We start from the raw sequence: 13631 nt of genomic DNA, 5'->3' as shown, positions 1-13631 counted from the left end.
TTTCTTTTAATTAATAATATTTAATAATGTAAGTAAATATTTAAGAAAATATTTATTAATTAATCTGTGCCAAACAATATTAATGTAAACTGGATTTTAAATTCTGTCAACCTTACATTAATAATTCTATATAAAAACAAGCAAATTATTCTCATAAGTTACAGCCGTCAATTAATATTTTCATATTACAACAAGCCTGCTGCATAATCTATCCAATTTTCCGCTTGCATGCCACTCTTCAATTAAGCTTTGCCCCAACAGCTTCAATTCGTGGATATTCTCATCATCGGCATCATCCATCTCATCCTTTCCCAATTGTGCAAGACTGGCTTGAATACGATAGTAATCATTTTTTTTCAGCAGATGCTTAAGCTGGTAATCAACGGTATCACTTTCTCCGTCAAATATTGTATCAAGAATCGGCTTTGCCCATCTGGCCAATCCCCAGTCCTTCGCCTTGTCATATGGGATACATTTAGTCAGCTGACCCGTACCTAAGGATACCATCATTATATCATCATTATCGTTAAATAATACCTTGGCATCTGCAAATGCACACATAGCGGGGTTATTTGCAAAAACTCCCCCGTCAATAAGGCTGTAATAGTTAACCTTATCCCTGATATCAGTTTTCAGCTTAAATGGCTCAAAATATGTGGGTGCCGCAGATGTCGCTCTCGCCACCTGCCACATAAAAAAATCATAGTTTCTTTTGTCAGGATTTTTTGCATTCCAGCTTTTGAAAAAAAACGGCTTTCTGAGGCCTAATTCATATGAAGGAATCAGTACATGGGTTAAGCAATCCGAAAGCTTACTGCTGCCTAAATACTCCCTTAGCACTGTCTCAATCCCCGCCGAGCAATATTTTTCATCCAGCAGTCCATTCAGAGAAGTAATTTTGTGCAAGATATTTGAAGAAAATATTTTTTTTCCATTTTGGATATACATATTTACGATATCATTGGCACTGTATTCCGGCATATCCTTCTTTTGAGCTGATGGCTTCGTTAAGGAAAGCGCTAATATTCCGCCTGTAGATGTGCCGGAAATAAAGTCAAATAATTTGCATATGGGCTTTGATGTAATTTGCTCTATTTTAGCAAGTACCATTGCAGGAATTATTCCTCTGATGCCTCCACCATCAATTGATAAAATTTTTACTTTTCCCATAATCACCTCTCAAAATAATATAAATTTATCATTTATTTTACCATAAATGACAATAATATGAAAGATATTTTTTTCAAAATAATGATTAAATTACAAAATAATTCAATTAAATCATTCTATAATTATCATCATTCAAAATTAAATATACAAATCAGCTATATTTTTAATATATGATGCTGTATATACAATGTTGTCATTAATTAAGTCTCACAAGCCCCTAAAGACATAATTCAAATATTTTACCGGGAAGCTGTGAAATTACTCCTTTCATTTCCAGCATAAAAAGAAAATTATTAGCTTCCTTTGCAGAAATATTACTCTTTTCAATTATCTCATCAATATGATGAACTCCATTTGAAATAATTTTTACCATTCTTATTTCCTCGGTACTTAAGCCTCTGAATATACTGAAATTAGATTTACTGTTTTGTTTTATAAAATTATTGCTCAGATCTTCTTTCAGAATATCAGCAATAATTTTTTCACCCCATGGAAATTCTTCTAAAATATCATTTACCTCCAAAACCATTTTTGCCCCGTCCTTTATAAGCTGATTGGCACCGCCGCTATATGCCGAATCTATATTTCCGGGTACGGCAAAAACCTCTCTTCCTTGCTCCAGGGCATAACCGGCAGTAATTAATGATCCGCTCCTTCCTGCTGCTTCTACTACTAAAACTCCTGAAGAAATACCGCTGATTATCCTGTTCCTTGCGGGAAAATTACGTTGAAGCGGGGGCATACCCGGCGGATATTCCGATAGTATCAAACCATCTGAATTAACTATTCTATCAAAAAGTCCAATATTATCAGGAGGGTATATATTATCAAGTCCGCAGCCTAAGACGGCTATCGTTTTACCGCCTGCATCCAGACATCCTTCATGTGCAATCCTGTCTATTCCACGTGCCAGACCGCTGACAATCCGGGTCCCCCTTGCGGCCAGCTCGTAAGATAATTTTTTCGCAGAACGTGCCCCATAGCTTGTAGTCTTTCTTGAGCCTACAATTGCTATGATGAAAGCATTAATTTCAAACTTTCCTATGTAGTATAAGGCAACAGGAGGATCATAAATCTGCCTAAGATTATCTGGATATATTTCGTCAAATATGCTTATAATTTTTATATTGTGCTTCACCATTGAGCTATAAATCTCACTTATTCTTTCTCTTTTATTACAATTCAAAAGCTCCTGAATATTTTTATCTGTCAGAAGCCTTGTTTTAACGAGCTCCTGACTTGACATATGATATATAATTTCCGGATGCTTGTATATTTTAAGCAGTGTCCTTGCCTTTACGGCACCTAATCCCTCCAATGAGGTTATCCATATCCAATATTCTATCTCTTTCATTATTTTCCTCCCGGCAGTAAGCTTGATTTTAGTTGATTTTCTCTGTCACACCCTTATCCTGTCCAGACTTCTGTACTGTATTGCCTCGGCAATATGGTCCGATTTTATTCCTTCTGATTTCTCCATATCGGCAATTGTCCTTGCAACCTTCAGTATTCTGTCATGCGCTCTGGCACTTAGACCAAGCTTTTCAAAGGCCCTTTTCAGCAAGGCTGATGTATATCTGTCCAATTCACAGTATTTTTTTATCAACGAAGCAGAAAGCTCGGAATTTGAGTATATTCCCATTCCTCTGTACCTTTCAAGCTGAACTCTTCTGGCTTTATTTACTCTTTCCCTTATATCGGCAGAGGACTCTTCTGACTCTCGTGCTGCGAGCTCATCATACCCTAAGGAATGTATCTCTGTATGAATATCAATTCTGTCCAAAAGAGGCTGACTAAGCTTGCCTAAGTACTGCCGGACCATTCTGGGAGTACATTTGCATTTATCGGAGGGTTCTAAATAAAATCCACATTTACACGGATTAGCCGCACAAATCAATGTTGCTTTAGCGGGATATACTACGCTGCTGTTGGCTCTGGAAATACAGATTTCTCCATCCTCCAAAGGCTGCCGCAATACCTCGGCAGCAGCTTTTCCGAACTCGGGAAATTCATCAAGGAACAGAACCCCGTAATGAGCAAGACTGACTTCACCGGGCTTAATGTGCTTGCCGCCTCCTGCCAAGGAAACATCAGATATTGTATGATGAGGGCTTCTAAAGGGTCTGGCTGTAATTAACGAAGCCTTTTGAGGCAAGAGTCCCGAAACACTGTATATTTTTGTAACTTCAATAGCCTCTTCAAAAGTCATATTCGGTAATATTGTAGGAAGTCTCTTTGCAAGCATGGTTTTTCCGCTTCCCGGAGAGCCTATCATCAGTAAATTATGAGCTCCGCAGGCTGCAACCTCCATCGCCCTCTTGGCACTGGCCTGACCCTTTACATCGCTGAAGTCCGCCGAAGCCCTTGCGTTACTAATCAGCAGGCTGTCAATATCTATCATATACGGTACTATAGTCTTCTTGCCGTTCAAATGCTCGATTATTGACATAAGTGTTTTCACAGGTAAAATATTAATACCTTTAATTACGGCTGCCTCATCCGCATTAGCCTCCGGAACAAATATGTTTTTTATCCCGTTTTCATACGCACAGCTGACCATAGGAAGAATTCCTGTTACCGGTTTAACTTCCCCGTCTAAGGATAACTCTCCCAGAAACATGTAGGAATTCAGTTCGTTATCGTTCACTGCTCCTTTTGCGCTCAAAATTCCTATAGCAATTGAAACGTCATAGACAGACCCCTCCTTTCTGAGATTTGCCGGGGCAAGATTTATTGTTATCCGCCTTACAGGAAATTCCTCACCGCTGTTTTTTATGGCTGCCCGAACTCTCTCTCTGGATTCTCTTACCGCAGTATCTCCTAATCCTACAATATCAAAAGCAGGAATACCGTTGCTTATATCTGTCTCAACCTCGACAATGCGCCCGTTAATGCCTGTCAGTGCGCAGCTGTTTATTTTTGATACCATTGAAATCCTCTTTTCTTTATACTGAACCGTATGCCGAATAGTTCAAATAATTTAATAATTGAAGCACTGATTGATTTATATTACCGATATTATATTGTTTTTAGCAGAATTATTTTTTCAGTCTGGCTTTAAACATGATTAAGCTTTTAAGCTAATTTTGAACGCAGCTTGGGTTTGAATTTGTTTTGACTTTAGGGGACTTTAGCGGATAAGCCGGAATATTTAATAAAAAATGGTCCTCCTGCTTATAATAAATCATTATTAATAAATTTTACACTTTTGAATAGAAATTATAGAAATGTTACATTAGAATTTAAGACCATTTAAATTATAACATACAGCCAATCAAAAAGCATCACTTTTTTAATGTAAAAACAGGGCAGTAAATTAATACGCAAAAAAGCCCGTCTGACTTATACAATCAGGAAGGCTTTAAAACCATACGTATTTAGCTTAAATAATTAATCCTTGTCTTTTTTATCATCTCTTAATAAATTTTTCAGTTCATCCATAAAGGTATTTATATCTTTAAACTGCCTGTAAACAGAAGCAAATCTGACATAAGCAACTTCGTCCATATTCTTCAGCTTCGTCATTACCATTTCACCGATATATTCCGTGGTTATTTCTCTTTGGAGAGAATTATGCAGCTGCGTTTCAATGCTTTCCACCACTTTTTCGAGGTCATTTATGGATATAGGCCTTTTTTCACATGCCCTCAGCAGTCCATTCATAATCTTTTCCCTGTCAAAAGGCTGTCTCGACCTATCCTTTTTTATTACCATCAACGGCAGGCTTTCAACCTTTTCATATGTAGTAAATCTTTTCAAGCACTTTGTACACTCTCTCCTTCTTCTGATAGCAGAGCCCTCATCCGTCGGTCTGGAATCTATAACCTTGTCCTCGATAAAACCGCAAAATGGACACTTCATTGTAACCTCCACACTTTCCTGAAGCCATTGAATTATAGACACAGGATAAATTTTATTATGTTCATTTTACCTTATATAATAAATTTTGTATACAATATTAAAAATATTCACTAAAAATAATGCTCCTGCTCAGCAGATAGTTGCATTACTGTCTGTTGAACAAAGGAGCATACTGGTTTAAATATTTTTTATTCCTTGAAGTCCGCTATATATATTTTTTCATGTGCATAAGTGCGGTTTTTTCCAGTCTTGAAACCTGAGCCTGTGAAATTCCTATTTCATCGGCAACCTCCATCTGTGTTCGTCCGTCAAAAAACCTTAGATTGAGAATAAGTTTCTCCCTGTCATTTAATTTCCTCATAGCTTCTTTTAAAGTTATTGTCTCAAGCCAGTTTTCATCAATGTTCTTTTCATCCTTAACCTGATCCATTACAAAAATAGCATCACCGCCATCGTGATACACTGATTCAAAAAGAGAGATAGGATCCTGAATGGCATCTAAAGCAAAAACCACATCCTCCTTGGGCAGCTGCAGCTCCTCTGCCAATTGGGCAATTGTAGGCTCTTTTGAATTTTTTGTAGTCAGTCTTTCTTTTGCCTGTAATGCTTTATATGCAATATCTCTCAAGGAACGGCTGACTCTTATGGAATTATTGTCTCTAAGATATCTTCTGATTTCACCGATTATCATCGGTACCGCATAGGTAGAAAATTTTACATTGTGGGATACGTCAAAATTATCTATCGCTTTAATTAATCCAATGCATCCTACCTGAAACAAATCATCTACATATTCTCCTCTATTATTAAATCTCTGAATAACGCTCAGCACAAGACGAAGATTACCCTTTATAAATTCATCCCTTGCAGAATTATCTCCCTTGTGCATTCTTTCAAACAAGACTTTTTTCTGTTCATTTGTCAAAACAGGAAGTTTTGAAGTATTAACACCACAAATTTCAACTTTATTTATAAGCATATAAAAACCTCCCGAGCTATAATAAGTATGTCAATATCATTATTGCCCTGAAGGTTTATTTTATACGGTTAAATCAATCAAAATATTTTTGCCTGGTACCTTGACAAACCTTTATTTTAAGCACATGCAGGAAATTCAGGTCATTCTGCTGATTTCCTTTTTCAGCCTGCTTATTATTCTTTTTTCCAATCTTGATATGTATGATTGTGATATCCCCAGCATGTCTGCAACCTCCTTCTGAGTTTTTTCAACCTCGTTAGAAAGGCCAAAACGCAGCTCCATTATTCTTTTTTCTCTTGAAGACAGTTTTTTCATTGCTATATTCAGTAATTCCTTATCCACTTCTTCTTCAAGGCTTCTGTGAATGAGATCGTTTTCGGTACCTAATATATCAGATAAAAGTAATTCGTTTCCGTCCCAGTCGATATTCAAAGGCTCATCAATTGAAATTTCAGCCTTTACTCTGTTATTTCTCCTTAAATACATTAGTATTTCATTTTCAATGCATCTTGATGCATATGTGGCAAGCTTGATATTTTTTGAGGGATTAAAGGTATTTATGGCCTTAATCAGACCAATCGTTCCTATTGAGACCAAGTCTTCAACCCCTATGCCGGTATTTTCAAATTTTCTTGCGATATAAACCACCAATCTTAGATTTCTCTCAATCAGAATGCTTTTAACAGCATAATCACTCTGCTCAAGCTTGTGCAGCAAATAGGCCTCTTCATCCAGTGTCAATGGCGGTGGCAATGCTTCACTGCCTCCTATGTAGTGAACCGGAAAAAAACCTCCTAGTTTGTATTTCCTCAAAAAATTCTCATACTTGATAAGTATAAACATCTTTATCTTAACTAAAATTTTCATTTTTCCTGTTCTCCCTTCGAGTATCGATGTAATTTAATTGCTAAGCTACAAGCTCCGGACCAAGCAGAGCCTTGTACTCCTCATTGCTTGACAGGGATCTGTTATATATTCCCACGATTACATTTTTTATATCCCTTCTGTCCTCTACTTCTCCGATTTCAATAAAATCAGGTTTGAAGCCTATCAGCATGCCATTCTCCTTTCCCAATGAGCAAAATGGTATCAATCTGAACCTAGAAAACCATTTGGACTTTGATATTATAGTTGTAACATAGTTCAAATCGTTTTCCTGAGCACCGGCAAATATACCTTTAATCTCCTGAGGCAGCAGCTCCTGCAACGCATTAAATTCAACCACCATTACAGGTATATTTGTAAGAGGATCCTTTAAGGAATTTCCGGTATCTATTAATGCAGACAAATCAATCACCCTGTTGTCAAAGGATATCTTAACAGGTACCAGCAGCTTTTCCTTTATAAGTCTGCTCTGTATAACCTCCCAGAATATCTTTATAATAATTCCGACTGTTATTAAGGAAAAAACCATCATCCGCCATTGAGATTGTCCATAAACATATGCAATGCCATTTCTTACAAAGCCACCCTGCTCGTTGAAAAACAAAAAGGCAAACGCAGCCCCTGCAAAAATAAAGGTTGATATATAGAATATAGCTAATGTTCTGATAAATTGTATAATTCTACGAGGAGAAAACGTTATGGCAATTATAAAAATTGATAACAATATTTTAGCTATAGTTGTATAATAAACTCTTAAATCAGGCTGCAATATAATAAATCCAACATAAAGCGCTCCGACAATTGCTCCGGTCAACAGCCTTAAGGTGCTCACCCTTAAACGCATAAATTTTGCTGTTACAAGCAGTATAAGATAGTTGATTACAAAATTTTCCAGAACTAAAACATCCCAATAAACTTCCACTGTACATACCCCGCAAATAGTCAATTCCTATCGGCTGGAAAACCGATTATACCGGCCGATAGTTTGGTTTTAGGCTAACCTCCACATCCAGTTACAGCATAATATAATAATTTTACCCTTGTGGAGGTACGCATCTTTTTTATAGCTGCATTTTTTGATTTCTTGGCTGAAGCCACCTAAAGTCAAAGAACAAATTAAAACCCACGCCTGGCAAAAGCAGCCAGCTAGAAAGCTTAATTCACCTGAAAAACGATATAGATATCACCCCTAAGTCTTGAACCGTAATTGCTTCAGTAAAAATAGATTGTACACAGCTCTGATTGCTATACATTACTATTATTCAGGCTTTAGTAATTTTATGCTTGGTAATAGCATTCTTTTTGCATTGCCTTAATTAAGCCTGCTGTGCTATACCTAGATTATACTCATGGAGCTGACAGAAGTTTGTCAAAATGAAATGTAGAAAAAGAAATATCGAATGACAAAATAGCTTTGCATATGACTAAACCGCTTAAACTTATAGCTTCAAGCACAAGCTTTTTAAAATCAATATCTTTTTTCGCACTTATAGCCTTTTAAAAGGGTATATTTTGTACTAATAAAAAAGGGACTAAATAAAGCTTTTAAAAGTCTTCATTAGTCCCTGCCTGTTTTTATGTTTTTTATCCTGCTATAAAATAAAACGCTGTCTTGTCAATATTGCAAAGGTACTATAAAATACCTATTTGAACCTGTTACGCCTTAAAAAAGTGGGGATATCCAGTTCATTATCAGAAGAAACAACATTTGAATTACTTCTCTCAGTAACCTCTGCCGCATACTTCCTTTCCTCAACTGCAGAAGCCGGAACCTGTTTGGGTTTTTCAGCAGGTTTGTCAAACTTCTTCAATATAGGCCCGCTTTCAAAACCGGTAGCTATAACAGTTATCATCAGCTCATCCTTCATTGTATCATCAATAACTGCACCAAATATAATATTTGCCTCAGGATCAGCTGATTTCTGCACCAATTCCGCAGCAGTATTCACCTCAAACAATCCCATATCCGGTCCGCCGGTAATATTAACCAAAACCCTTCTGGCACCTTCAATTGAAGTTTCCAAAAGAGGACTGGAAATTGCAAGCTTTGCCGCATCCTCAGCTCTGTTTTCTCCTGATGCTCTGCCTACACCCATATGTGCCAGACCTGAGCTCAGCATTATTGTTTTAACATCAGCAAAGTCCAGATTTACCAAGCCGGGAACAGCTATCAAATCAGATATACCCTGAACACCTTGGCGCAATACATCATCCGCCATCTTAAAGGCTTCAACCATAGTGGTGCGTTTTTCTACCACCTGCAGCAATCTGTCATTTGGAATGGTAACAAGTGAATCCACAGTATTTTTCAGGTTCTCAATACCTCTTTCCGCATGCTGCATACGTGTTCTGCTCTCAAATATAAAAGGCTTGGTTACAACAGCAACTGTCAGAATTCCCATCTCTCTGGCAATCTGAGCAACAACCGGAGCCGCTCCGGTTCCTGTTCCACCGCCCATGCCCGCAGTTACAAAGACCATATCAGCACCTTTTATAGCCTGAGTGATTTCATCCTTACTTTCATTAGCAGCCTTCTCCCCGATTTCAGGATTTGCCCCTGCACCAAGACCCTTTGTAAGCTTATCGCCTATTTGAATCTTTGTATTGGCTTTTGACAAAAATAAAGCCTGTTTATCTGTATTTATAGCAATGAAATCAACACCTCTTAGTCCAGCATCTATCATTCGGTTAACCGCATTGTTTCCTCCGCCGCCGCAGCCGACAACCTTTATCTGGGCAAAATGATCCATATCAATTTCAAAATCTAGCAAAGTAAATCCCCCTTTAGCTTTGGTAATTAGACTTTATTGTAAACATTGTAATATTATCGCTTTAAATAATCTTCAAAAGATTACAAAAATACATACTAATAATATATATTATAAATTTAAATTAGGCAAGTTTAGATTTTATTGCCTAAAAAAATAAATCCCTAAGAGAATTAAACAGTTTTTTTAAAAAGCCCTTTTCTTTAACCTTTTTCTCAGTGCCCGGAATACTTTTTTTACTTATTGTACTGGCATCCTTCTCCTGCTTGACTATATATTTAACTATCCCTGCGGCAGTACAATATTCAAGAGCTGCTATATCCTTATTTTTTGGTGCGGCAAATCTGACAGGCAGCTGAAAAATTTCAGCGGCCAGCTGAGCAGCTCCGTCCAATAATGAAATACCGTTACCGGACAGCACAACACCGGCACCATAGTTTCCGGGACACCTTTCGTCAACCATATCACAGCAAAGGCTGAATATCTCACATACTCTTGCCTCTATAACCTCAATCGCATCAGATACCATTATGGTTTTTTTGAAGCTTTCGCTTATATCATTTACGGCTATTTCCTGATCATTTTTAATCAAGCTTGTAGCTGCAAGCTGATACTGCTTCTTTATTCTTTCAGATTCAGCATAAGACATCTTCAGGGCGATGGACAAGTCATTAGAAATATGATCTCCCCCCACCGGAATACATTGATTCATTATCAGCCTTTCATTTTTAAATACACTTACCTCTGTCGTGCCTCCGCCGATATCAACAAAAATAACACCAATATCCTTTTCATCAGGCATAAGAATACATTCTCCGGCTGCAAAGCCTTCTGCTACAAGCCCATCAACCTTTATGCCTGCTTTTTCCACACTTCTTATTATATTTTGCACTGATATTATTTTCCCGACTACCACATCAAAATCGCCTTCAAGAACAGAACCCTTCATACCCACAGGATCAAGTATTCCATCGTAGCCGTCAACAATAAACTGACTGGGTACAACATCAATAATCTCACTATCATCCGGTATGGCTATCGTTCCGGCAGAATAAATAAGCTTCTGTACATCGGTTTTTGCAATTTCCTTATTATCATTAGATATGCTGGTAAAGTTTTTATGATTAATGATATTAACATGTAACCCGGAAATGCTTACATATGCCGAAATAACCTTGATATCAGACTGAGCTTCCGCACTCCTGACAGAACTTCGTATAGAAGCCGAAGTGGCATCAATATCTATAATTATTCCCTTCTTAATACCGGTACAAGTAGCTATGCCCTTACCCAAAACCTGAACTTCGCCTTCACTGTCAACCATACCTATCACAGTACTTACTTTTGAAGTACCTATATCAATTCCTACTATGATATCAGACACAAAACTGCCCCCTTAATTTTCTAACCAAATCCCCTTCAAAAGCACTTATATTTCTTCCTTAACTATATTATCTTTTTTAAAGAACTTATTCAATACAAATCTTCTAATTAATGCAAAGTTTAAGAACAATCTGTTGCCGAAAGCAAAAATAGCAGCAAGATAAATCTGAAGCCCCAGTTTATCTCCTATATAAGCCAATATTGCAGCCAAAAGAGCATTGCCGAAAAATCCGGAAAGAAAAATTCTCATTTCAAACTTCTTGTTGATTGTAGCAACCAAACCTCCGAACACAGAATCAAGAGCGGCAAGAATTGCAACCGCGACGTATGTAAAATACTCCGACGGAATAGTAATCGGAATAAACATACCTATCAAAATTCCTGCAATCAAACCTAAAATGGGTATCATAAAAAACATTCCTTTCTTATCAAAATAAGCTCCGCAGCCGTACCAAAAAAGTCAACTAATATCGTACAAGGGCTTGAACCGTAATTGACTTTATGCCGATGCGGAAAGCTTTTATCAAACGCTAATCTTCCGGCTCAAAATATGCATCACTGCCTGCTTTAAAAAAGAACGTGCCCTTTTGCTGCTTAGTAATATTATCCGTATACAGCTTTCTGAAAAAGTTAATGTTGTAATCAAGGTTTTCATAATCTCCAAATTCAACATTAATTCTGTCTTCGAATCTGGCAGTGATACAATTGATATCGGTTACCTTAACCGATGTAATCTTCTCATATAATTTTAATTTTGAATTTTTATCACTTTTTAAAAGTTTGTCACAAAAATCTGTTAATATACTTAAAGGAGATTCACCTTTAAATTTTACCGCTTGTCCCAAATTAAAGCTATCCACCGATGTACCTATTATTTTAAAATATTTCTTTTTTAATTCGGAATTCTTTACAGCCTCCAGAGCATAACCCTCGCTGTCAATAAGCATGCTTGTCCCCTGAGCTTCAAGAATTGCGAAAGGAGTTCTTTCCTGAATTCTAATTTTTATAGCTTTAGGCAAGGAAGGTCTGACACTTACTGATTTGACATATGGCATGGACTGATAAACACTTTGTTCCCTGTCAATAAATCGAAAGGAAAATAAATTCCTTGGTTTTTCCCCTAACATTTTAAATATATTTTGCCCTGTTACAAGTCCTGTACCGGCAATTATATCCTTTGGCGAATATTTTGCACTGCCGGATACCTTAATCTCATCTACTATGAAAAAAGATGAGCGCGCAAAAATAACAGCAACAACTATAAGAACAATTAAAGAAATTAATTTTCTAATTCTTCTGACTACGGCCCTCCGCTTTTTACCATCTTTTGTTTTCCTGTAAACTGTCTTTTTTGAAGTTTTTGTCATTTGTATACTCAGTTCCTTATAATATCTGCCCCTATTTCAGACAGCTTTTCTTCCACCTTATAGTAACCCCTGTCAATATGCTCTATACCGGTAATAACAGTTTCACCATGAGCAGCCAGCCCTGCCAGAATCAAAGCAGCACCTCCGCGTAAATCCCTTGCAACAACCTGTGCACCGTTTAAGCGGTTTACACCTTTAATAACAGCCATACGCCCGTCTATTCTTATATTGGCTCCCATTTTTAGAAGCTCGTCAACATGCTTGTATCTGCTTTCAAAGATTGTCTCGATAATAATGCTTGTGCCCTTGCACAAGGTCAGCAATGCCATCATCTGAGCCTGCATATCAGTCGGGAAGCCCGGATACGGCAAAGTTCTGATAACTTCAATTGCATCCATCTTTGTTCCCGCAATCACTTGAATATCATTACGCTTTATATTTATCTGACATCCCGCATCTCTTAAAACCGATGCAATTGAAATAATGTGCTCCGGAGTAATGTCTTTGAGGATAACATTACCGCCTGTTATTGCCGCGGCCACCATATAGGTTCCCGTTATTATCCTGTCAGAAATGACTGTGTGCTCAACTTTTGTAAGCTTTTTGTCATATCCCTTTATTCTGATAACACTTGAGCCTGCCCCCGTAACCTTCGCACCTATTTTTTGCAAAAAATTCTGCAAATCTATTATTTCAGGTTCCTTTGCCGCATTTCTTATAATGGTATCACCTTGAGCATATACCGCAGCTATCATAGCGTTTTCAGTCGCTCCGACGCTCGGATAGTCAAGATATATCTCACTCCCCTTTAGCCCTTCAGTCTCACAGCTTATGTACCCGCCATTGGTGTCATTTATTTTTGCGCCAAGGCTTCTAAGTGCTTTCAAATGTAAATCTATCGGTCTTGGGCCTATTTCACAGCCCCCCGGATGTGTTACGTTACTGGCGCTTTTACAATATTAATATCAGCTTTAAAGCTAACCCTAATAATTATATCACAAGATTATATTGCCCATCAATTGTGATATTTGGTTTTATTAATGTCAATAATTATTAAATATAGTATTTTATACAGCCGGAGCCAAAGCACAAAAAAGTAGTATAAAATTAAGAATAAACCGTATTTTTGAAAATTTTATGTGATATAATGTTTTAATATAATTAATTCAACTTTTACAGTTGTAAATCCGTCATCGCTTATGTTTATATAAAAGGAGG

At 37.2% G+C, this 13631-nt stretch carries 11 protein-coding genes and 1 pseudogene; all 12 read right to left on the bottom strand.

The features are described 5' to 3' along the window. Nucleotides 1-180: 180 nt before the first annotated feature. Nucleotides 181-1170 (bottom strand): CBASS cGAMP-activated phospholipase, encoded by a 990-nt coding sequence (locus LY28_RS01980; protein WP_110460494.1) that lies wholly within the window; start codon nt 1168-1170, stop codon nt 181-183. A gap of 217 nt (nt 1171-1387) precedes the next feature. Continuing rightward, on the bottom strand, nt 1388-2524 hold the full coding sequence (gene dprA / locus LY28_RS01975) for a DNA-processing protein DprA (RefSeq protein WP_110460493.1): 1137 nt from the start codon (nt 2522-2524) through the stop codon (nt 1388-1390). Between the two features lie 45 nt (nt 2525-2569). Next, the gene (locus LY28_RS01970) at nt 2570-4105 is read right to left on the bottom strand and encodes a YifB family Mg chelatase-like AAA ATPase (protein ID WP_278302478.1); all 1536 of its coding nucleotides are present in this window, start codon (nt 4103-4105) and stop codon (nt 2570-2572) included. Between the two features lie 455 nt (nt 4106-4560). Further along, entirely contained in the window at nt 4561-5031 is a 471-nt protein-coding gene (nrdR, locus tag LY28_RS01965) for a transcriptional regulator NrdR (RefSeq protein WP_110460491.1), read from the bottom strand. A 205-nt stretch (nt 5032-5236) separates the two neighbouring features. Further along, entirely contained in the window at nt 5237-6010 is a 774-nt protein-coding gene (gene sigG / locus LY28_RS01960) for an RNA polymerase sporulation sigma factor SigG (protein WP_110460490.1), read from the bottom strand. Between the two features lie 135 nt (nt 6011-6145). Next, entirely contained in the window at nt 6146-6877 is a 732-nt protein-coding gene (sigE, locus tag LY28_RS01955) for an RNA polymerase sporulation sigma factor SigE (protein WP_110460489.1), read from the bottom strand. Nucleotides 6878-6917: 40 nt separating this feature from the next. After that, on the bottom strand, nt 6918-7817 hold the full coding sequence (spoIIGA, locus tag LY28_RS01950; RefSeq protein ID WP_110460488.1) for a sigma-E processing peptidase SpoIIGA: 900 nt from the start codon (nt 7815-7817) through the stop codon (nt 6918-6920). 721 nt (nt 7818-8538) lie between these two features. Further along, complete coding sequence (gene ftsZ / locus LY28_RS01945; protein ID WP_110460487.1) at nt 8539-9666, bottom strand: cell division protein FtsZ; 1128 nt, start codon at nt 9664-9666, stop codon at nt 8539-8541. Nucleotides 9667-9811: 145 nt separating this feature from the next. Then, entirely contained in the window at nt 9812-11047 is a 1236-nt protein-coding gene (gene ftsA, locus LY28_RS01940) for a cell division protein FtsA (RefSeq protein WP_110460486.1), read from the bottom strand. A 45-nt stretch (nt 11048-11092) separates the two neighbouring features. After that, on the bottom strand, nt 11093-11455 hold the full coding sequence (locus LY28_RS01935; protein WP_110460485.1) for a small basic family protein: 363 nt from the start codon (nt 11453-11455) through the stop codon (nt 11093-11095). Between the two features lie 121 nt (nt 11456-11576). After that, nucleotides 11577-12413, bottom strand: coding sequence for a cell division protein FtsQ/DivIB (locus tag LY28_RS01930; protein WP_110460484.1), 837 nt, complete (start codon nt 12411-12413; stop codon nt 11577-11579). 8 nt (nt 12414-12421) lie between these two features. After that, nucleotides 12422-13345: pseudogene (murA, locus tag LY28_RS01925) on the bottom strand (UDP-N-acetylglucosamine 1-carboxyvinyltransferase); the annotation flags it as partial. Nucleotides 13346-13631: the final 286 nt, after the last annotated feature.

The organism is Ruminiclostridium sufflavum DSM 19573, assembly GCF_003208175.1.
Classification (GTDB): Bacteria; Bacillota; Clostridia; order Acetivibrionales; family DSM-1351; genus Ruminiclostridium; species Ruminiclostridium sufflavum.
This window is presented reverse-complemented; position numbering and strand designations above follow the sequence as displayed.

What these genes read in the sequence shown, in the direction of transcription:
- LY28_RS01980 (WP_110460494.1), bottom strand. Translation starts at nt 1,170, where the DNA reads ATGGGAAAAGTAAAAATTTTATCAATTGATGGTGGAGGCATCAGAGGA.
- dprA (WP_110460493.1), bottom strand. Translation starts at nt 2,524, where the DNA reads ATGAAAGAGATAGAATATTGGATATGGATAACCTCATTGGAGGGATTA.
- nrdR (WP_110460491.1), bottom strand. Translation starts at nt 5,031, where the DNA reads ATGAAGTGTCCATTTTGCGGTTTTATCGAGGACAAGGTTATAGATTCC.
- sigG (WP_110460490.1), bottom strand. Translation starts at nt 6,010, where the DNA reads ATGCTTATAAATAAAGTTGAAATTTGTGGTGTTAATACTTCAAAACTT.
- sigE (WP_110460489.1), bottom strand. Translation starts at nt 6,877, where the DNA reads ATGAAAATTTTAGTTAAGATAAAGATGTTTATACTTATCAAGTATGAG.
- LY28_RS01935 (WP_110460485.1), bottom strand. Translation starts at nt 11,455, where the DNA reads ATGATACCCATTTTAGGTTTGATTGCAGGAATTTTGATAGGTATGTTT.
- LY28_RS01930 (WP_110460484.1), bottom strand. Translation starts at nt 12,413, where the DNA reads ATGACAAAAACTTCAAAAAAGACAGTTTACAGGAAAACAAAAGATGGT.